Consider the following 20,416-nt stretch of genomic DNA (forward strand, 5'->3'; position numbering starts at 1 on the left):
CGGGAACGGATCGCGCATGAGCACAGATCTGTCCTTCTACCTCGTCACGCTCGTGGTCTATGCCGCGGTGGCCGTGATCGGCTGCTGGGGACTGGAACTGCAGTACTCCGACACCGGCCTGCTCAATCTGAGCTACATCGTGTCGGTGGCGGTGGGTGGCTACACCGTGGCGCTGCTGTCGCTGGGCCCACCGGAGGCCGGAGGCGGCACCGTGGTCCAGGAGTACTTCTGGGGTGCGTCGCTGCCCTTCCCGTTGCCGTTCGTCGGCGCGGTGCTGGCCGGCATGCTGATCTCCCTACCGATCGGGCTGGTCGCGCTGCGGCGCCTGCGGTCCGACTACCAGGCGGTGGCGATGCTGTCGGTGGCGCTGATCGCCGCGGCGCTGGTGGTGGCGATGCCGGGACTGCTTGGCGGCGGGCACGGCCTGTATCTGATCCCGGCTCCGCTCAAATCGGAGCTGGGGCTGCGGTCGGACGAATATTCCTGGCTATACGCCGGATTCGCGATCGCGATGACGGTGCTGGCGGCGTGGGTGGTGCTGCGGATCTCGCGGGCGCCGCTGTGGCGCGTGCTGCGCGCGGTGCGGGAGAACCCGGAGGCCGCCGACGCGCTCGGCATCAACGTCACCCCGGTCCGGCTGGCGGCCTTCGCGGTCGGCAACGGCCTCGGAGCGCTCAGTGGCGCGCTGCTGGCCGCGTTCATCGGAACCTACGCGCCGGCGGACTGGTCGTATCAGGAGACGTTGATCCTGATGGGCGCGGTGATCGTCGGCGGCGCCGGAAACCGATTCGGCGTGCTGCTCGGCGCGCTGCTGTTGCCGGTGGGGCTGACCGAGGCGACGCGCTACCTGCCGCAGTTCGGTGCGCCGGGAACGGTGGACGCGTTACAGTACGTGGTGGTCGGATTGGTGATCATCGCGTTCCTGTGGTGGCGGCCGCAGGGCGTGTTCCCCGAGCGCAAGCGCACTTTCGGCGTCGACGGCGCCCCGGTGCCGTTCTGGTCCAGGACCGAACCCAGACAAGGGGTGGTGTGATGAGTGACGATCGCATCCTGACCATCGACGGGCTCACCGTCGCCTACGGCGCGAACCGGGTACTGGAGAACGTCGCGCTGAGCGTGCCGCGGGCCAGGATCACCGCCGTGGTCGGCCCCAACGGCGCAGGCAAGTCCACGCTGTTGCACGCGCTGGCCGGTACCGCACCCGTGCAGGCGGGACGGGTGCTCCACCGCGGTCAGGACATCGCAAAGATGCCGCCGTACAAGCGGTCTCGGCGGGGCATCATGCGGACCTTCCAGATGCCCGCCGACTTCGGCCGGCTGACGGTGCTGGAGAACCTGCTGCTGGCCGACCGCGCCGTCGGCGGCACCGGGTTCCTGCAGGTCTTCACCCGTCCCCGGCGCAGCTGGCTGCCCGGCCAGCGCGACGCGGTGGCCAGAGCACGGGCGCTGCTCGCCGAATTCGGCCTCGAGGCCAAGGAAAACGACTACATGGGCGATCTCTCCGGAGGTCAGCGCCGCATCCTGGAACTGCTGCGTGCGGTCACCACCGAACCCGAGATGCTGCTGCTCGACGAGCCGTTCGCCGGTGTGCACGCGAGCATCATCGAGCGCATCTCCGATTTCCTGATGGCGCTGCGGGACCGCGGTATCAGCATCCTGATGGTCGCCCACGAGCTCGACGCGGTGGAACGCCTGACCGATTCGGTCGTGGTGATGGCGCGCGGGCAGGTGCTGTTCGAAGGATCCATGGCGGCGGCCCGCCGCGAACAGGAAGTGGTGGACGCGTATGTCGCCGGATGACACCCGCACCGCGACGGGCGCGAAGGTGCTCGGCGTACAGGATCTCACGGTCGGTTACAACGGCGTACCGATCGTGCACAACGTCAGCGTGGAGCTGGTCGCCGGAAAGACCGCGTGTGTGGTCGGACCCAACGGCTGCGGAAAGAGCACTCTGCTCAAAGGATTGGCCGGGCTGGTCAAACCGATGGGCGGAACGGTCGAGCTGGCCGATCACGGTGACATCACCGCGATGTCCACCGCAGAGCGGGCCGCCGGCGGCATGGGATACGTCCCGCAGATCGACGACGTCTTCAAACCTCTGACTGTGGAGGAGAACATCGTCATCGGCGGCTACACGTTGTCCAGGACCAGGGTTGCGGCCAACAGGGAGCGGGTGCTCGAGCTGTTCCCTCGGCTGAAGTCGATGCTCAAAAGGCACGCCGGTGTGCTCTCGGGCGGGGAGCGCAAGATGCTCGCCATGGCGCGGGTGCTGATGCTCGACCCGAAGGTGCTTCTTCTCGACGAGCCCACAGCGGGCCTGACCGAGGAGATGGCCTCCCGTCTGCTCGACGAGCAGCTCGCCGAACTCAAGGCCAGTGGAATCGCGGTGCTGCTGGTCGAGCAGCGCGCCAATCTTGCGATGGCATCGGCGGATTGGGCTTACGTGCTGGCTACCGGACGGGTGCGCCGGTCCGGGTCGGCGGCCGAACTGCGCGCCGATCCCAGTTTCTCGCACATTTTCCTCGGCGGCACCGAAGAGCCCCTGCTGGCCGGCGCCGCCGAAACCACGGATACCGAAGGAGAGGTTCGTTGCAGTTAGTTCAATACGTCCATCAGGGCAGCACCCGGTGCGGCTTCATCGATGGCGACGGCTTCATCGATGGCGGCGACGCCACGATCGTCGGCCTGGACTGGTCACTGCGCGACGCACTGGTGCTGCTGGCGGCGGGACAGGGTGAGCGCGTCACCGAGGCCCGCACCGGGCGGGTGAAGCGCAGCGAGGTGGTCCTGCTGCCTCCGGTCACGCCGTCGAGTCGCATCTTCTGCATCGGCATCAACTACCTGGACCATCAACAGGAGTCCAAGGACGTCTTTCTGGCCACCGTGCCGAAGGCGCCGGTGGTCTTCATGAAGGATCTCTCCACGATCGCCGGTCCCTTCGACCGGCTCGACCTGCCGAGTGCGCTGTCGGTCGAATTCGACTGGGAGGCCGAGCTCGGAGTAGTCATCGGTGCCCCCGCACGCAATGTGTCCGAAGAGGACTCCTGGGATGTGGTGGCCGGCTACACGGTCGTCAACGACGTGTCGGTGCGCGACCGTCAGGTCCGGCACGTGCAATGGACGCTCGGCAAGAACGCACCCGCCTCCACCCCGATCGGGCCGGGCATCGTCGACCGCGACACCGTCGGTATCAAGCCGGACATCGAGGTGACCTGCCGGGTCAACGGGGTGGTCAAACAGAACGCGTTCACCCGGGACCTGATCTTCGACATTCCCCGGTTGATCGCCGAGATCTCCCAGGTGACACCGCTGTTGCCGGGCGACGTCATCGTCAGCGGCACTGCCGCCGGCGTGGGTTTCAAGCGCAACCCGCCGGAGTTCCTGCGTGACGGCGACGTCGTCGAGGTCGAGATCGCCGGTGTGGGAAAGATTTCCAACAAGGTTCGGACGGAGTTCTGAGATGCCGGTAGTCGGAGGGATCTCCGCATCCCACGCGCCGGGAATCCTCGGTTGGCCCGGCGACGTCACCGCCGATGAGCACGCGGCGGTGTTCGCCGCCTATGACGAGCTCAGGCGCAGCGTCGCCGATGCCCGCCCCGACGTGATCATCGCCTTCCTGGACGACCACTTCGAAAACCACTTCCGCAACCTGATGCCGTCGATCAGCGTCGGTGTGGCCGAACACCACACCGGTCCCGGCGACCACCTCCTCGAGCTGCTGAAGTTCGATCAGGTGCAGACATTCGAAGGTGAGAAGGAACTCGCCGAACGTATCCTGCGCACACTGGTGGCCTCCGGCATCGACGCGGCCCGGATGGGCACCGCGGAGTTCGGCAACAACCTGATGGTCCCGATGCGGTTGCTGCGTCCCGAAGCGGACATCCCGGTGATCCCGGTGTACATCAACGTGTTCACCCCTCCGCTGATCACGATGAAGCGCGCCTTCGAGGTCGGCGCGGCGGTGCACGCCGCCGTTGAGGGCAGCGACAAGCGGATCATGTTCTGGGGCACCGGCGGGCTGTCGCACTGGCCGCCGATCTGGGAGCCGAGCCGCGAGTCGGACGAGTTCCTGGCCAGGATGAAGACGTTTCAGAACGAGGGACGCGGCTACCTCGAGCGCGACCCGAACCTGTGGACCGACATCGGCCCGTACGAGATCAAGATGGCCCGGGAGATGGGCGATGCCTGCGTAAACCCCGAATGGGACCGACAGTTCCTGAATCTGTTGTCCGCCGGTGACATGCAGACGCTGTTCGCCTGGAGTTACGACGACATCGAGAAGGGCGGCGGCCACGGCGGCCACGAGATCCTGAACTGGATGGCCGTCGCCGGAGCCATGGGCGGCGGGCCGTGCGAGGTGCTCACCTATCAACCGACCCCGGCCTGGATCTGCGGTACCGGTGCGGTCCGCTACGCCGTCTAGGCCACCGAAGAATCCAGTTACGAAAACCACGAAGAGGAAAAGGAAGTCACGTGATCACCTACCAGGATGCGCCCCTGCCCAAGTTCGGCGACTACTCCACCCTTGCCTCCGGTAACCCGGGCGAGGTCGTGGTGGTGGCCGGGCAGATGGGCGCGAACGCCGACGGTAAGTTCCCCACCTCCGACGGCGCCGAGCAGGTGAAGGCCACCTACGACAACCTCGGGGTCGCGCTGGCCGCAGCGGGACTCGGATTCGACAACGTCATCGGGTTCCGCACCTACGTGGTGGGCCGGGAGATGATCCCGGAGTTCATGGCCGGGCGTAAGGAGAAGTTCGCCGAGATCTACCCGTCCGGCGTGTACCCACCGAACACCCTGCTGATCATCGGTGGCCTGGTGGAGGAGGCGGCCAGGGTCGAGATCGAGGCACTGGCGGTGCGTCCGGCGGCAGCGTCGTGACGGTGCAGGAGGTGACGCCCGAGGCCGCGGTGCAGCCGCGGCGCTATCCGTTCCACCACGGTCGGGACACCGTGATCGCCTATCCGGTCACCGGGGCCGGCGTCACCACGCGCGTCGTCGAATCCGGTTCCGGCGACAACATCCTGGTGTGCCTGCACGGCGCCGGCTCCCGGGCGGACCGGTTCGTCCCGGTGATGCCCGGCCTGGTGGCGGCGGGTTACCGGGTGCTGGCGATCGATTTCCCGGGCCACGGGTTCGCCGAGAAGCGGGACGACATCGATTACAGCGCAGCAGGTTTCGCTGACGTGATCGCCGGGGTGCTCGACTCGCTGGACTTGTCGAAGGTCACCGTCGTCGGCACCTCGCTGGGCGGTCACGTCGCCGCACACCTGGCCGTGCACCGCACGGATCTGGTGAAAGCCCTGGTGCTGATCGGCGCAGTCGGCGTCGGCGACTTCCCACAGGAGTTCCACACCCCGCCGGAGGTGCTTTCCGACGGCAGCGTCGACGGCGTCCGCCGCAAGCTGACCTTCCTGGTGTCGGACCCGGAGATGGTCACCGACGCCTGGGTACGGGAGGAGTCGATGATCAACTCCTCGACCGGTGCCAAGGCGGCCCTGCTGAAGGTCTCCGAATGGCTGGACACCGAGTGCAACGACGCCCGGGTGGACACCGAGCTCGCCTCACTGCTGCCCGGCCTGCCCGTGCTGCTGGTGTGGGGCGCCGACGACAAGTGGACCCCGCCGTCGATGGGCATGGAGGCCCAGAAGAACCTGCCCGGAGCCCCTCTTGAGCTGATGCCCGGCTGCGGCCACGCGCCGTACTTCGAAGATCCCGACGCCTTCGTCGAGATCCTGATCAGGCACCGCGTCGGACTGGACTGAAAGACAAGGAGACTCACCGTGGCCGACAACTGGCTACTGATCGAGAACGGCACCGTCGTCGACGGCGACGCCAACCCACCGATACCGAATTGCGCTGTGCTGGTGCGCAATGCGCGGATCGTCAAGATCGGTTCGGTGGACCGTGAGGTCGACATCCCGCGGGGTGCACGGCTGGAGGTGATCGACGCCCGCGGCAAGACCGTGATGCCGGGGCTGATCGACATCCACTGCCATATGACCTACGGCCTGGCACGCACCGAGGAAGAGATCTCGATGTACACGCCGCCGGAGCTGCGCACGCTCATCGCCGCGGCGAACGTCGAGAAGGTGCTGGCGGCCGGCGTCACCAGCATCTCGCAGCCGGGTGGCTCGTATTACATCGGCGTCGGGCTGCGGGAAGGGATCAAGCGCGGCATCGTGCACGGCCCCCGGATGACCTCGGCGGGACGGTATCTGACCACGAGCAACGGGTTGACGGACTGGTTCCCGGACGCCACCGGCAACCCGGAGTCCAGCACCGGCAAGCTGACCAACACCCCGGACGAGATGATCGCCGAGATCCGCCGTCAGAAGAAGGCGGGGGTGGATCTGATCAAGCTCGCCGACAGCCCGTTCGGCGACTACCAGGCGTTCACCGACGACGAACTGAAGCTGTGCGCCGACCTGGCCCATCAGCTCGGCATGCAGATCACCATCCACGCCCGCGGCGACGGAGAGATGAATGCGGCGGTGGAGGCCGGGTTCGACCACATCATGCACGGCAACCACATGTCCGATGCCACGATCGAGAAGCTGGCCAAGAGCCGGATCCCGCTGGCGCCCACCCAGCTGCTGATGCACCACATCGTGGAGTTCGCCGAAACGCTGCGGGTGCGTCCGTCGATCTCCGAGGCCACCAAACGGATGAACGACGCGACGATGGACAGCCTGCACCGCGCGTACGCGGCCGGGGTGAAGTTCGCGATGGGCACCGACAGCGGCTTCTCGTTGGTGCCGTACGGCCAGTGGCACGCCCGCGAGCTGGAGATGCTGATGCTCTACACCGGCATGAGTTCATTGGAGGCCATCCAGGCCGGCACCAAGCACGGCGCCAACGCGATGGGCCTGCCCGACGACCTCGGCGTGCTCGCCGAAGGCAAGCTGGCCGACATCATCGTCGTCGACGGCGACCCGGTGGCCGACATCCGGGTGCTGTACCAGCCCGGCAGGGTCGAGACCGTCGTCCTCAACGGCGAGATCCAGACGTTCCCCGAGGACATCCGGACCCGGTTCATCCGCAACGACTACCTGCCCCACGAGTACGGGTGGGACCTGCTGTCCTACGAGCGGGCGTTCGAGGGCGCCGAGACCCCCAAGACCCAACTCGACTGGACCTCCGAGCAGCGCCTGGACGTCGTCAACGACGTCCGCAAGTACGAGAAGATCGGCGCCGCGCCCGCCGCGGAATAGGTCGGCCCTTTTTTCGCTCTCAGCAGGGAGCGGCTGCCTGATGTCGGGGACAGTCGTAGCGTGGTGGTCGTGACATCACCTAACGATCTGCCCCGCACCCTCGGCGAGCTGCGCGCCTCCGGCCATCAGGAGCGCAGCATCAAGGCTGAGCTGCGGGAGAACCTGCTGGCCCGCCTTGCCGCCGGCGACGACATCTGGTCCGGCCTGTTCGGCTTCGAGGACACGGTGCTGCCGCAGGTCGAACGTGCGCTGATCGCCGGGCACGACTTCGTGCTGCTCGGCGAGCGCGGGCAGGGAAAGACCCGGTTGCTGCGGTCGCTGGTCGGCCTGCTCGACGAGTGGACGCCGGTGATCGCCGGGTCCGAGCTCGGCGAGCACCCGTACAGCCCGATCACCCCGGAGTCGATCCGGCGGGCGGCCGACTCCGGCGACGACCTGCCGGTGATCTGGCGGCACCGCAGCGAGCGCTACACCGAGAAGCTGGCCACCCCCGACACCAGCGTGGCCGACCTCGTCGGTGACATCGATCCGATCAAGGTCGCCGAGGGACGCAGCCTCGGGGACCCGGAGACCATCGCCTACGGCCTGATCCCGCGGGCCCACCGCGGCATCGTCGCCGTCAACGAGCTTCCCGACCTTGCCGAGCGGATCCAGGTCGCGATGCTCAACGTCATGGAGGAACGCGACATCCAGGTCCGCGGCTACACGCTGCGGCTGCCGCTGGACGTGCTGGTCGTCGCCAGCGCCAACCCGGAGGACTACACCAACCGCGGCCGCATCATCACCCCGCTCAAGGACCGGTTCGGCGCGGAGATCCGCACCCACTATCCGCTCCAGCTCGACGCCGAGGTCGGCGTCATCGTCCAGGAGGCCCACCTGGCGGCCGAGGTGCCCGAGTATCTGCTGCAGATCCTGGCCCGCTTCGCCCGCAGCCTGCGCGAGTCCAGCTCGATCGACCAGCGCTCGGGTGTGTCGGCCCGCTTCGCGATCGCGGCCGCCGAGACGGTCGCCGCGTCGGCGCGGCATCGCGCCGCGCTGCTCGGCGAGCAGGAGCCGGTGGCGCGGGTGGTCGATCTGCAGACGGTGATCGACGTGCTGCGCGGCAAACTGGAGTTCGAGTCGGGGGAGGAAGGACGCGAGCAGGCGGTGCTGGAGCACCTGCTGCGGCGCGCGACCGCCGAGACCGCTCAGCGTCTCCTCGGCGGCATCGACGTCGGACCCATGGTCACCGCTGTGGAGAACGGCTCACCCGTCACCACTGGGGAACGGGTGTCGGCCCGCCAGGTGCTGGACGCGCTTCCCGAGGTGCCCGCGGTGGCCGAGATCCAGCGGCGTCTCGGCGCGACGTCGGAGGGGCAGCGCGCCGCCGCGATCGAGTTGGCGTTGGAGGCGTTATATCTGGCCAAGCGCATCGACAAGGTGTCCGACGAGGGCGAAACGGTATACGGCTGATGGCGAGAAAACTCTCGCGGTACTCGCGATATACCGGCGGCCCGGATCCGTTGGCGCCGCCGGTGGATCTGCGGGAGGCGCTGGAGGCCATCGGTCAGGACGTGATGGAGGGCACGTCGCCGCGGCGCGCGCTGTCCGAACTGCTGCGCCGCGGCACCCGCAACATGCCCGGTGCCGACAAGCTCGCCGCCGAGGCCAACCGCCGCCGACGAGAACTGTTGCAACGCAACAACCTCGACGGAACTCTGGCCGACATCAAGAAGCTGCTCGGCGAGGCGGTCCTCGCCGAGCGCAAGGAGCTGGCCCGCGCCCTCGACGATGACGCGCGCTTCGGGGAGCTGCAGCTCGACTCGCTGTCGCCGTCGCCGGCCAAGGCCGTGCAGGAACTCGGCGAGTACGACTGGCGATCGCCGGAAGCGCGCGAGAAGTACGAGCAGATCAAGGATCTCCTCGGCCGCGAGATGCTCGATCAGCGGTTCGCGGGCATGAAGGAGGCGCTGGAGAACGCCACCGATGAGGATCGGCAGCAGGTCAACGACATGCTCGACGACCTCAACGACCTGCTCGACAAGCACGCCAAGGGGCAGGACTCGCAGCAGGATTTCGACGACTTCATGGCCAAGCACGGCCAGTTCTTCCCGGAGAATCCGCAGAACATCGACGAACTGCTGGACTCGCTGGCCAAACGAGCTGCTGCCGCCCAGCGGTTCCGCAACAGCCTGTCCGAGCAGCAGCGGGCCGAACTGGATGCGTTGGCGCAGCAGGCATTCGGGTCGCCGTCGTTGATGAACGCGCTGAACCGTCTCGACGCCCACCTGCAGGCGGCCAGGCCGGGTGAGGACTGGTCGGGTTCGGAGCGGTTCTCCGGTGACGATCCGCTGGGCATGGGTGAGGGAGCGCAGGCACTGGCCGACATCGCCGAGCTCGAACAGCTCGCCGAGCAGCTCTCGCAGAGCTATTCCGGGGCCACCATGGACGACGTCGACCTCGACATGCTGGCGCGGCAACTCGGTGACGAAGCCGCCGTCAACGCCCGCACCCTGGCCGAGCTGGAGCGCGCGCTGATGAACCAGGGCTTCCTCGACCGCGGCTCCGACGGGCAGTGGCGGCTCTCGCCCAAGGCGATGCGACAACTCGGTCAGGCGGCGTTACGGGATGTGGCGCAACAACTCTCGGGTCGGCACGGCGAACGCGACACCCGGCGTGCCGGTGCCGCGGGAGAGCTGACCGGCGCCACCCGGCCGTGGCAGTTCGGCGACACCGAACCGTGGAACGTGACCCGGACGGTAACGAATGCAGTGCTGCGCACTGCGGCGACCAACGCCGTTGGGCGCGAGGCCGGTGCCGGCGCGTCCGCGCCCCCGATCCGGATCACCGTCGACGACGTCGAGGTCTCCGAAACCGAGATGCGTACCCAGGCCGCGGTGGCGCTGCTGGTCGACACGTCATTCTCCATGGTGATGGAGAACCGGTGGGTGCCGATGAAGCAGACCGCGCTGGCCCTCAACCATCTGGTGAGCACCCGGTTCAGGTCGGATGCGCTGCAGATCGTCGCATTCGGCCGGTATGCCCGCACGGTGACCGCCGCCGAGCTGACCGGGCTGGAGGGCGTCTACGAGCAGGGCACCAACCTGCACCACGCGCTGGCGCTGGCGATGCGGCACCTGCGCCGGCATCCGAACGCGCAGCCGGTGGTGCTGGTGGTCACCGACGGCGAGCCGACGGCGCACCTGGAGGACTTCGACCGGGATGGACGTTCCGCTGTCTTTTTCGATTACCCTCCGCATCCCCGGACCATCGCGCACACCGTGCGCGGTTTCGACGAGGTGGCCCGGTTGGGCGCGCAGGTGACGATCTTCCGGCTCGGCAGCGACCCGGGGCTGGCACGGTTCATCGATCAGGTGGCCCGGCGGGTGGGCGGCCGGGTGGTGGTGCCCGACCTCGACGGTCTGGGCGCCGCGGTGGTCGGCGACTATCTGGGCACCCGGCGGCGGCGCGGTTGATCTTGAGGGGCGCGGCTGGTTCTGGGCGGGGGGCTAGTTCTCGGCTGCCGGCTTGCGCCGCTTGCGTTTGACGGCGACGCTGCCCCACAGCGCGAAACCGCGGATGCGGACGGTCGGCGCGCCGGGAGAGCCCTCACCGTCGACGCTGTGATCGAAGCTGCCCATCACCGCGACGCCGCGGGTGTCGACGTTGACCTCCGGCGGGACCAGGATCGTCTGACCGCCCATGATCGAGTGGCAGCGGATCTCGACCTCCGGTGAGGTGAAATCGGCATAGCGCAGGTCGATGACCCCGCCGCCGCACAGCGCGAAGGTGGTGAGCCGGCGCGGCACGTTCCACCGGCCGCGACGTTCGAAACCGGTGAGGATGGCCAGCAGCGTCGTCGACGGCGCCGGCCGGCACGGCCCGCCGCGGCCCCGCGTCACCGCGCCCGGCAGGTCCGCCGACAGCCGGTCCAGTTCGTCATGGGTCTGAGCGGCGTACGCCTTGCTCAGACGGGACTCGTATTCGGAGAGGCCGAGCGTGCCGGAGGCGGCCGCGTCGGTCAGCAGTTGCGCCACCTGAATCCGGTCGGTGTCCCCGGCGCGTAGGGATCCGTTTCGCGAGGCGGGGGTGCTCATCGCGACCCGCTGCTCTTCATCGACGGCTCCTCGCTGCACACGCGTACATCGCCCCCGAGCCTACGACGAACGCCGATTCACGCAAGTGCCTTGACCAAACTGTGAGGTGTCAGCGCGCCCAGCGCGGTGGACGCTTCTCCAGGAACGCGAGCATGCCTTCGCGGGCCTCCTCCGAGACGAACAGCGCGGCCGACTGATGCGTCAATTTCTCTGCACGCCGCTCGAAGTCGTCGATCAGCGCCGCAGTCGTCAGGGCTTTCGAAGCGGCCAGGCCCTGGGGGGAGCCCTGCGCGATCGCCGCCGTGAATTCGGCGACGGTCGACGCCACGTCGGGGGTCGCTATCGTGACAAGCCCCATCTCGGCGGCGTCGACGGCGCCGAACTTCTCCCCGGTGAGGAAATACCGTCCCGCCGCCCGCGCCGTCATCTTCGGCAGCAACGTCAGCGAGATGATCGACGGCGCGACACCGATCCTGGCCTCGGTCAGGGCGAACGTGCTCGCAGCGCCGGCCACCGCGATATCGCACGCGCCGACCAGGCCCAGCCCGCCGGCACGCACATGCCCGTCGATCGCGGCGATCACGGGCAGGCGCAGTTCGAGGATCCTGCGCAGCAGCCGTGTCATTTCCCGGGCGCGGGCGGTGGCCAGTTCGGACGGGTCACGGCCGGCCGCCTCGCCGAGGTCGGCGCCCGCGCAGAACGTCCTGCCGGTGTGCCCGAGGACCACCGCGCGCACCGCGCGGTCGTCGGCGGCGCTGGTCAGCCCGTCGTGCAACTGCTCGACCAGCGCCGAGGACAGTGCGTTGCGGTTGTGCGGGGAGTCCAGCGTGAGCCGGGCGACCGCGCCGTCGCGCTCGTAGCGGACCAGGGTGCTCGTCATCAGTAGGACCGGGGCAGCCCGAGCGAGGTCTGCGCGACGAAGTTGAGGATCATCTCCCGGCTGACCGGGGCGATGCGCGCCAGCCGCGACGCGGTCAGCACCGAGGCGATGCCGTACTCCTTGGTCAGGCCGTTCCCGCCGAGTGACTGCACCGCCTGATCGACGGCCCGAACCGACGCCTCGCCCGCCGCGTACTTGGCCATGTTGGCGGCCTCAGCGGCGCCGGCGTCGTCTCCGGCGTCGTACAGCGTCGCGGCCTTCTGCATCATCAGCCTGGCCAGCTCGATCTCGATGTGGTTCTGCGCCAAGGGATGTGACAGGCCCTGATGGGCGCCGATCGGGGTCTTCCACACCTGCCGGGTCTTGACGTAATCGACGGCCTTGTTGATCGCGAAGCGGCCCATGCCGACCGCGCTGGCCGCGCCCATGATGCGTTCGGGGTTCAGTCCCGCGAACAGTTGGGCGATCGCGGCGTCCTCGGAACCGACGAGCGCATCGGCGGGCAGCCGCACCTCGTCGAGGAACACCTGGAACTGGAACTCCGGGCTGACAATTTCCATCGGGATCTTGGTATACGTCAAACCCGTTGTGTCGGTGGGCACCACGAACAGCGCGGGCTTGAGGTTGCCGGTCTTGTGGTCTTCTGTCCTGCCGACGACGAGCACCGCTTGGGCCTGGTCAACGCCCGAGATGTACACCTTCTGGCCGGACAGGATCCAGTCGCTGCCGTCGCGCCGTGCGGTGGTGGTGATCTTGTGGGAGTTCGAGCCGGCGTCGGGTTCGGTGATCGCGAACGCCATCGTCAGCGTGCCGTCGGCGATGCCGGGAATCCAGCGTTTCTTCTGCTCCTCGGTGCCGAACCTGGAGATGATGGTGCCGTTGATGGCGGGGGAGACGACCATCATCAGCAGCGCCGACCCCGCGGCCGCCATCTCCTCCATCACCAGGCTCAACTCGTACATGCCGGCACCGCCGCCGCCGTACTCCTCGGGCAGGTTCACCCCGATGAAGCCGAGTCTTCCCGCCTCGGCCCATAATTCGTCGGTGTGCTGCCCGGCGCGGGCCTTCTCCAGGTAGTAGTCCTGCCCGTAGTTGGCGGCCATCGCGGCCACCGCTTTGCGCAGTGCCTGCTGCTCCTCGGTTTCGATGAAGCTCATCGTGAATCTCCTTCTCGGCTTTCGACGCGGGCGAGTACGGCGCCGACCTCGACCTGACGGCCGGGTTCGGCGATGAGTTCGACGAGGACACCGTCGGCGGGGGCGGTGATGGTGTGTTCCATCTTCATGGCCTCCAGCCATACCAGCGGTTGTCCCGCGGTGACGGTGTCACCGGCGGCGGCGCCAACCCGCAGCACCGTGCCCGGCATGGGGGCCAGCAGCGAACCGTGGGCCAGCGCTGCCGCCGGATCGGGAAAGCGGGGAAGTGCCCGCAGGTGTGCCGATCCGCCGGGCGAGTCGACGCACACCGTGTCGCCGTAGCGGGCGACGTCGAAGGGGCGATCCACCCCCGACACCGTCAGCACCACCCGTCGCCCGTCGGCCGACGCCAACGACACGTCGTCGTGGTCGGCGATCGTGATCCCGTCGCGGGTGAAGCGGTACCGCACCTCGTGTGTCGAACCGTCGGCGCCCTGGTAGCTCTTGCACTGGAATCCCGACGCCACATTGCGCCAGCCACTGGGGATCCCGGGGAAAGCAACCGCACCGCTGCGGTTGGCGGCCGCGTCGGCGAGGGCCGCGGCAACGGCGCTCAACGCGACCGTGCGGGCGTCGGCCACGGGTGCGGTCAGTCCCGTCAGCCCGTGGGTGTCGAAGAACCCGGTGTCGGTGGCGCCGTCGAGAAACGCGGGATGGCGCAACACGTTGACGAGCAGGTCCCGGTTGGTGCGCACCCCGTGGATACGGGCCCGGGTCAGCGCGTCGGCCAGCAGCGCGGCGGCCTGCCCGCGTGTCGGGGCGTATGAGATCACCTTCGCGATCATCGGGTCGTAGAACACCGAGATCACCGCACCGTCGTCGACGCCGGAGTCCAGACGCACCCCGGCCCGGTCGATCAGGCCGAATTCGATTCCGGCGGTGGGAACGTCGAAGTGGTGCACGGTGCCGGGCTGCGGCTGCCAATCCTTGGCGGGATCTTCTGCGTAGAGCCGCGCCTCGATCGACGCGCCCCGCGACATCGGCGGCGTGGGCTCCAGCCGGGTGCCGTCGGCGACGGCGAGCTGCAGTTCGACGAGGTCCGCGCCGGCGGTGAGCTCGGTGACCGGGTGCTCGACCTGCAGGCGGGTGTTCATCTCGAGGAAGTAGAAGGACCCGTCATCGTCGGCCATGAACTCCACGGTGCCCGCGCCGGTGTAGCCGATCGCGGTCGCGGCCAGCCGGGCGGCGTCGAACAGCTTGTCGCGCATCCCCGCGACGCGCTCGACGAGCGGGGACGGCGCTTCCTCGATGATCTTCTGGTGCCGCCGCTGGATCGAGCACTCGCGTTCGCCGACGGCCCACACGGTGCCGTACGCGTCAGCCATCACCTGCACCTCGACGTGATGGCCGGCGTCGAGGTAGCGCTCGCAGAACACCGTCGGATCGCCGAACGCCGACTGCGCCTCACGGCGTGCGGCCTCCACCTGGGTGGGCAGATCGGTCAGATCGCGCACCACGCGCATGCCGCGGCCCCCGCCCCCGGCAGAGGCCTTGATCAGCACCGGCAGCTGCTGCGTGGTCACGGCGTCTGGCGCCAGCTCGTCGAGCACGGGGACACCCGCGGCGGCCATGATCTTCTTCGCTTCGATCTTCGAGCCCATCGCCGCGACGGCGGCCACCGGCGGACCGATCCACGTCAGGCCCGCGTCCTGCACCGCAGCGGCGAAATCCGGGTTTTCGGAAAGGAAGCCGTAGCCGGGGTGGATCGCATCGGCGCCCGCCGCGTGCGCTGCCGCGATGAGTTGGTTCGCGTCGAGGTAGCCGCGGGTGCCGTCCAGACGCACCCGGGCGTCGGCCTCGGTCACATGCGGTGCGTCGGCATCGGGATCGGTGTACACCGCGACCGTGCCGATGCCCAGCCGGCGGCAGGTCGCGAACACCCGACGGGCGATCTCCCCGCGATTGGCAACCAGAACTCGAGTGATCATCGATGTCCCTTCGCAGACATGCGGGCGCTCACATCCGGAAGACGCCGAAGTTCGACGTCCCCTGGATCGGGCCACCGGCGATGGCGGACAAGCACATTCCGAGCACGGTGCGGGTGTCGCGGGGGTCGATCACGCCGTCGTCGTAGAGCCGGCCGGACAGGAACATCGGCAGCGACTCCGCCTCGATCTGCGCCTCCACCGCCGCGCGCAGTGCAGCATCAGCGGCTTCGTCGACCTGCTGGCCGCGTGCCTCGGACGCGGCCCGGTTGACGATCGAGAGCACCCCTGCCAGCTGCGTGCCGCCCATCACCGCGGATTTCGCGCTGGGCCAGGCGAACAGGAACCGGGGATCGTAGGCTCGCCCGCACATGCCGTAATGCCCGGCGCCGTAGGAGGCGCCGATGAGTAACGAGATGTGCGGCACGGTGGAGTTCGAGACCGCGTTGATCATCATCGCGCCGTGCTTGATCATCCCGCCCTCCTCGTAATCCTTGCCGACCATGTAGCCGGTGGTGTTGTGCAGGAACAGAAGCGGGGTGTTCGACCGGTTGGCCAGCTGGATGAACTGGGTGGCCTTCTGCGACTCGGCGCTGAACAGCACGCCGCGGGCGTTGGCCAGGATGCCGATCGGATAACCGTGCAGGGTGGCCCACCCCGTCACCAGCGAACCGCCGTAGAGGGGTTTGAACTCGTCGAACTCCGAACCGTCGACGACGCGGGCGATCACCTCGCGCGGATCGAACGGGATGCGCAGATCCGGTGGCACCACGCCGATCAACTCGTTCTCGTCGTAACGCGGCGCGGCGAACGGCTGCGGCGCCGGGCCCTGCTTACGCCAATTCAGCCGCGCGACGATGCGCCGGCCGATCCGCAGCGCGTCCAGTTCGTCGACGGCGAAGTAGTCGGCCAGGCCCGACGTGCGCGCGTGCATCTCGGCGCCGCCCAGGGATTCGTCGTCGGACTCCTCGCCGGTGGCCATCTTCACCAGCGGCGGGCCGGCCAGGAACACCTTCGAACGTTCCTTGATCATCACGACGTGGTCGGACATGCCGGGGATGTAAGCGCCGCCGGCGGTGGAGTTGCCGAAGACCAGCGAGATGGTGGGGATGCCCGCTGCCGAGAGTCGGGTCAGATCCCGGAACATCTGCCCGCCCGGGATGAAGATCTCCTTCTGCGTCGGCAGGTCCGCGCCGCCCGATTCCACCAGGGAAATCACCGGAAGCCGGTTCTGGAGCGCGATCTGATTGGCGCGCAGGATCTTCCGCAGCGTCCACGGGTTGCTGGTGCCGCCCCTGACGGTCGGGTCGTTGGCCACCAGCAGGCATTCGACGCCGCTGACCGCGCCGATGCCGATCACCACGCTGGCACCGACGGCGAAGTCGGTGCCCCAGGCCGCCAGCGGGCTCAGTTCCAGGAACGGTGAATCCGCGTCCAGGAGCGCTTCGATACGTTCGCGGGCGGTCATCTTGCCGCGGGCGTGGTGACGCGAGACGTATTTCTCGCCACCGCCGGCCAGCGCTTTGGCGTGTTCGGTCTCCAGTTCGGCGAGCTTGGCGGTCATCGCCTCGGCCGCCTCCCGGTAGGCGGTCGAGCGGACGTCGAGCGCTGAGGTCAAACTCATGACTGAAATCCCAGTGTCTTGGCGGCCAGCGCGGTGAGAATCTCGGTGGTGCCGCCACCGATCCCCAAAATCCGCATGTCGCGGTATTGGCGTTCGATCTCCGATTCGGCCATGTAACCCATGCCGCCGAAGAGTTGGACCGCCTGATTGGCCACCCACTCGCCGGCCTCGACGGCGGTGTTCTTGGCGAAGCAGACCTCGGTGATCAAGTTGTCCGCTCCGGCGAGTTGACGTTCCACGACGTGACGGGTGTAAACGCGGGCGACGTCTATGCGGCGGGCCATCTCGGCCAGGGTGTTCTGCACCGACTGCCGGGTGATCAGCGGTTTGCCGAATGTCTCCCGGTTGCGGCACCACTCGACGGTCAGGTCCAGGCAACGCTGCGCACTCGAATACGCCTGCGCGGCAAGGCCGACCCGTTCGGACACGAACGCGGCCGCGATCTGCAGGAAGCCGGTGTTCTCCGCGCCGACGAGGTTGGCCGCCGGCACCCGCACGTCGGTGTAGGACAGTTCGGCGGTGTCCGAGGAGCGCCAGCCCATCTTGTCCAGCTTGCGGCTCACCTCGAAACCGGGGGTGCCCTTGTCGACGACGATCAGCGACACCCCCGCCGCGCCGCGCCCGCCGGTGCGCACGGCGGTGACGACATAGTCGGCGCGCACCCCGGAGGTGATGTAGGTCTTGGCGCCGTTGAGGATGTAGTGCGGCCCGTCGCTCGCCAGATCGAGTTCGGCGCGGGTGGTCAGATGCCCGACGTCGGATCCGCCGCCGGGTTCGGTGATCGCCAGCGACCCGATCTTCTCGCCGCGCAGGGTGGGCCGCACGTAGGTGTCGATCAGGTGTCCGTCAGCGGAGGCGACCATGTGCGGTACCGCGATCCCGGAGGTGAACAACGACGCGAACACCCCGCCGGGTGCGCCGGCGTGGTGCATCTCCTCGCAGATGACCACCGCGTCGGCGCCGTCGCCGCCCTCTCCGCCGACGGCCTCGGGGAAACCGGCGCCGAGCAGCCCCGCCTGACCGGCTGCGCGATGCAGGTCGCGGGGCAGCTCACCGCACCGCTCCCACTCGTCGGCGTGCGGCAGGATCTCGCGTTCGGCGAACGCCCGCACAGTCTTTCGCAGTTCTTCTCGCTCCGGGGTGGTCCAGATGCTCATCGAAGCGGCTCCTCCGCACTGGCTCGGCTCAACTCGACGGGAATCTGCGGGCACAACTCGACAGGTATGTCCCGGCACAACTCGACAGGTATGTCCCGGCACAACTCGACAGGTATGTCCCGGCACAACTCGACAGGTATGTCGACGGACCGGCTGCGCAGCCATTCGCCGAGCCCTTTGGCCTGCGGATCGAAGCGGGCCTGGTAGGCCACGCCCTTGCCGAGGATGCCGTCGATGACGAAGTTGACGGCGCGCAGATTGGGCAGCAGATGGCGGGTGATCGGGAGGCCCGCCGCCTCGGGGAGCAGCTCGCGCAGCTTGTCCACGGTCAGCGTGTGGGCCAGCCACACCCATTGCTCCTCGGTGCGAACCCAGACACCGACATTCGCGCTGCCACCCTTGTCCCCGCTGCGGGCGCCGGCGACCGAACCTAGGGGAATCCGGTGCGTCACCCCGAATTCACCAGGCGCGGGAAGTCCGGGCTCGGGGACGTCGGTGAGTTCCCGCGTCACCGTCGGCGCCGGGATGTCGACCCGTGTGCCGTCGGCGTGCACGGCGACGTGGGAAACCTCGCCGGCGGCGACATGGGCAGCGGTGAACACGCCGTACACCTGCCCGTCCCCGGGAGGCGCGGTGCTGGTGAAGCCGGGATAGCTGGCCAACGCGAGTTCGACTGCCGCAGAGGAGAACCGGCGACCGACCAGGTCGGGATCGGGGTCACGCACGACACAGCGCAGCAGCGCGCTGGCAGTCTGTTCGGTGTCGGCGTCGACATGATCGGTGCGTGCCAGCGTCCATTCCAGCTCGGCGGGTTTGACGGTCAGGCTCGTCTCGAGCTGGTGACGCACCAGCGCGGCCTTGGCCTCGATGTCCAGGCCGGTGAGGATGAAGGTGACCTCGTTGCGGAATCCACCCAGACTGTTCAGGGAGACCTTCACGGTCGGCGGTGGGGGCTCGCCCCGGACGTCGCCGATCCGGACCCGGTCGGCGCCGTCATCGCTCAGCCGGAGGGAATCGATGCGAAGGGTGGCGTCGGGGTTGGCGTAGCGGGCGCCGCCGATCTCGTAGAGCAGCTGGGCGGTGACGGTGTCCACCGTGACCGCGCCACCGGTGCCGGGGTGCTTGGTGATCACCGACGAGCCGTCGTGGTGAATCTCGGCGATCGGGAACCCGGGATGGGTCAACGCGGTCAGGTCGGGAAAATCCCGCGCGAAGAACGCATAGTTGCCGCCGGTGGCCTGCGCGCCGCACTCGATCACGTGCCCAGCCGCGACCGCGCCGGCGATGCGGTCGTGGTCGGTGGGCGCCCAACCGAAGTGCGCGGCGGCCGGGCCGACGATCACCGAGGCGTCGGTCACCCGGCCGGTGACCACGACGTCCGCGCCGGCGTTCAGGCACTCGACGATGCCCCACGCCCCGAGATACGCGTTTGCGGTCAGCGGCTTCCCCAGTCCGAGCTCGGCCGCGCGGGCCAGCAGATCGTCGCCTTCGACGTGCGCCACCGTGACGTCGGCGCCGAGCCTGGCGGCGAGCTCACGCACCGCGTCGGCCAGCCCCGCGGGATTGAGGCCGCCCGCATTCGCCACGATGCGGACCCCAGCGTCCTTCGCGAGCCCCAGGCAATCCTCGAGCTGGCGCAGGAAGGTCTTCGCGTAGCCGCGGTCCGGGTTCTTCATCCGGTCGCGGCCCAGGATCAGCATCGTCAGTTCGGCGAGGTAATCGCCGGTCAGAAAGTCCAGCTCACCGCCGGTGAGCATCTCGCGCATGGCCGACATGCGGTCGCCGTAGAATCCCGAACAATTGCCGATACGCACGGGCATCCGCATCTCTGCGGGCGGCGCATTCGTCACGCACACACTCCTGACTGTCGTCGGGCCAGCGACCAACCAACCGGTAGGTTACGGGGTACCGGCGGTATCGCGTCAAGGCTTTGGGCGGGTTTTCGTTCCCCAGTCTGCGACGCTGCTCCGCCGGGTTGGGGGGTTCCGCCGACGCCGGCGCCGCGCCGTCCGGCGCCTGCGGGCAAGCCGCCGAGTTTGGAGCCGATCCTGCTCACCGGCTATCCTGAACCGCAATTGCCGGTGCGCGGCCGCATCCAGGCCCGCAGGCAGTGTGAACTGGTATCACCCCCGATAGATGGAGAGCTCGATCATGGCTGTGCCGAAGCGCAGGATGTCGCGCGCGAACACCCGTAGCCGGCGCGCGCAGTGGAAGGCCACCGCAACCAATCTGGTCGGCGTCACCGTGGCGGGTCAGCAGCGCAAGGTGCCCCGCCGCCTGCTCAAAGCCGCCCGTCTGGGCCTGATCGACCTCGACCGCCGCTAACTCTGCGGGACGGCGCCGA

General features: G+C 68.4%; 17 protein-coding genes and 1 pseudogene. 11 read left to right on the forward strand and 7 right to left on the reverse strand.

The genetic code is table 11. The features are described from left to right. Positions 1-16: 16 nt before the first annotated feature. The 10 genes from ACTWP6_RS04070 to ACTWP6_RS04115 all read left to right on the forward strand — a co-directional run bounded on the left by ACTWP6_RS04070 (position 17) and on the right by ACTWP6_RS04115 (position 10,669). A complete protein-coding gene (locus ACTWP6_RS04070) occupies positions 17-1,033 on the forward strand; it encodes a branched-chain amino acid ABC transporter permease (RefSeq protein ID WP_443186895.1) in 1,017 nt (338 codons plus the stop codon). Continuing rightward, positions 1,033-1,800 (forward strand): ABC transporter ATP-binding protein, encoded by a 768-nt coding sequence (locus tag ACTWP6_RS04075; RefSeq protein WP_443186896.1) that lies wholly within the window; start codon positions 1,033-1,035, stop codon positions 1,798-1,800. The genes ACTWP6_RS04070 and ACTWP6_RS04075 overlap by 1 nt, the downstream gene beginning before the upstream one ends. Beyond that, positions 1,787-2,599, forward strand: coding sequence for an ABC transporter ATP-binding protein (locus ACTWP6_RS04080; protein WP_443186897.1), 813 nt, complete (start codon positions 1,787-1,789; stop codon positions 2,597-2,599). The genes ACTWP6_RS04075 and ACTWP6_RS04080 overlap by 14 nt, the downstream gene beginning before the upstream one ends. Then, the gene (locus ACTWP6_RS04085; RefSeq protein ID WP_443186898.1) at positions 2,590-3,459 is read left to right on the forward strand and encodes a fumarylacetoacetate hydrolase family protein; all 870 of its coding nucleotides are present in this window, start codon (positions 2,590-2,592) and stop codon (positions 3,457-3,459) included. The genes ACTWP6_RS04080 and ACTWP6_RS04085 overlap by 10 nt, the downstream gene beginning before the upstream one ends. A 1-nt stretch (position 3,460) precedes the next feature. Further along, positions 3,461-4,423 (forward strand): extradiol dioxygenase, encoded by a 963-nt coding sequence (locus ACTWP6_RS04090; RefSeq protein WP_443186899.1) that lies wholly within the window; start codon positions 3,461-3,463, stop codon positions 4,421-4,423. A 50-nt stretch (positions 4,424-4,473) separates the two neighbouring features. Further along, a complete protein-coding gene (locus tag ACTWP6_RS04095; RefSeq protein ID WP_260755142.1) occupies positions 4,474-4,881 on the forward strand; it encodes a RidA family protein in 408 nt (135 codons plus the stop codon). A 2-nt stretch (positions 4,882-4,883) separates the two neighbouring features. Beyond that, positions 4,884-5,765 carry an alpha/beta fold hydrolase gene (locus ACTWP6_RS04100; RefSeq protein ID WP_260755141.1) on the forward strand — a complete coding sequence of 294 codons (882 nt, stop codon included), beginning with the start codon at positions 4,884-4,886 and terminating at the stop codon, positions 5,763-5,765. Positions 5,766-5,783: 18 nt separating this feature from the next. Continuing rightward, positions 5,784-7,214: an amidohydrolase family protein gene (locus ACTWP6_RS04105; RefSeq protein ID WP_443186900.1), complete on the forward strand. Its 1,431-nt coding sequence runs from the start codon at positions 5,784-5,786 to the stop codon at positions 7,212-7,214. Between the two features lie 69 nt (positions 7,215-7,283). Continuing rightward, the gene (locus tag ACTWP6_RS04110) at positions 7,284-8,666 is read left to right on the forward strand and encodes a sigma 54-interacting transcriptional regulator (protein ID WP_443186901.1); all 1,383 of its coding nucleotides are present in this window, start codon (positions 7,284-7,286) and stop codon (positions 8,664-8,666) included. After that, complete coding sequence (locus tag ACTWP6_RS04115; protein WP_443186902.1) at positions 8,666-10,669, forward strand: vWA domain-containing protein; 2,004 nt, start codon at positions 8,666-8,668, stop codon at positions 10,667-10,669. Before ACTWP6_RS04110 ends, ACTWP6_RS04115 begins: the two co-directional genes overlap by 1 nt. Before the next feature lie 33 nt (positions 10,670-10,702). Here the strand turns inward: ACTWP6_RS04115 and ACTWP6_RS04120 are convergent, their stop codons facing one another. From ACTWP6_RS04120 to ACTWP6_RS04150, 7 genes and pseudogenes are all read right to left on the reverse strand, one after another. Then, the gene (locus tag ACTWP6_RS04120; protein ID WP_443186903.1) at positions 10,703-11,290 is read right to left on the reverse strand and encodes a DUF1707 SHOCT-like domain-containing protein; all 588 of its coding nucleotides are present in this window, start codon (positions 11,288-11,290) and stop codon (positions 10,703-10,705) included. 109 nt (positions 11,291-11,399) lie between these two features. Beyond that, the gene (locus ACTWP6_RS04125; RefSeq protein WP_443186904.1) at positions 11,400-12,170 is read right to left on the reverse strand and encodes an enoyl-CoA hydratase family protein; all 771 of its coding nucleotides are present in this window, start codon (positions 12,168-12,170) and stop codon (positions 11,400-11,402) included. After that, on the reverse strand, positions 12,170-13,327 hold the full coding sequence (locus ACTWP6_RS04130; protein WP_260755135.1) for an acyl-CoA dehydrogenase family protein: 1,158 nt from the start codon (positions 13,325-13,327) through the stop codon (positions 12,170-12,172). Before ACTWP6_RS04130 ends, ACTWP6_RS04125 begins: the two co-directional genes overlap by 1 nt. After that, a complete protein-coding gene (locus tag ACTWP6_RS04135) occupies positions 13,324-15,294 on the reverse strand; it encodes an acetyl/propionyl/methylcrotonyl-CoA carboxylase subunit alpha (protein ID WP_260755134.1) in 1,971 nt (656 codons plus the stop codon). The genes ACTWP6_RS04130 and ACTWP6_RS04135 overlap by 4 nt, the downstream gene beginning before the upstream one ends. A 28-nt stretch (positions 15,295-15,322) precedes the next feature. Further along, positions 15,323-16,915, reverse strand: coding sequence for an acyl-CoA carboxylase subunit beta (locus ACTWP6_RS04140; RefSeq protein WP_260755133.1), 1,593 nt, complete (start codon positions 16,913-16,915; stop codon positions 15,323-15,325). Further along, on the reverse strand, positions 16,912-18,072 hold the full coding sequence (locus ACTWP6_RS04145; RefSeq protein ID WP_443186905.1) for an acyl-CoA dehydrogenase family protein: 1,161 nt from the start codon (positions 18,070-18,072) through the stop codon (positions 16,912-16,914). Before ACTWP6_RS04145 ends, ACTWP6_RS04140 begins: the two co-directional genes overlap by 4 nt. A 125-nt stretch (positions 18,073-18,197) precedes the next feature. Continuing rightward, positions 18,198-19,886: pseudogene (locus ACTWP6_RS04150) on the reverse strand (acyclic terpene utilization AtuA family protein); the annotation flags it as partial. Positions 19,887-20,223: 337 nt separating this feature from the next. On the opposite strand from ACTWP6_RS04150, the gene rpmF reads away from it, so the two are divergent. Continuing rightward, positions 20,224-20,397 carry a 50S ribosomal protein L32 gene (gene rpmF, locus ACTWP6_RS04155; protein ID WP_003930126.1) on the forward strand — a complete coding sequence of 58 codons (174 nt, stop codon included), beginning with the start codon at positions 20,224-20,226 and terminating at the stop codon, positions 20,395-20,397. Positions 20,398-20,416: the final 19 nt, after the last annotated feature.

Source organism: Mycobacterium sp. 4D054 (genome assembly GCF_052245755.1).
GTDB lineage: Bacteria > Actinomycetota > Actinomycetes > Mycobacteriales > Mycobacteriaceae > Mycobacterium.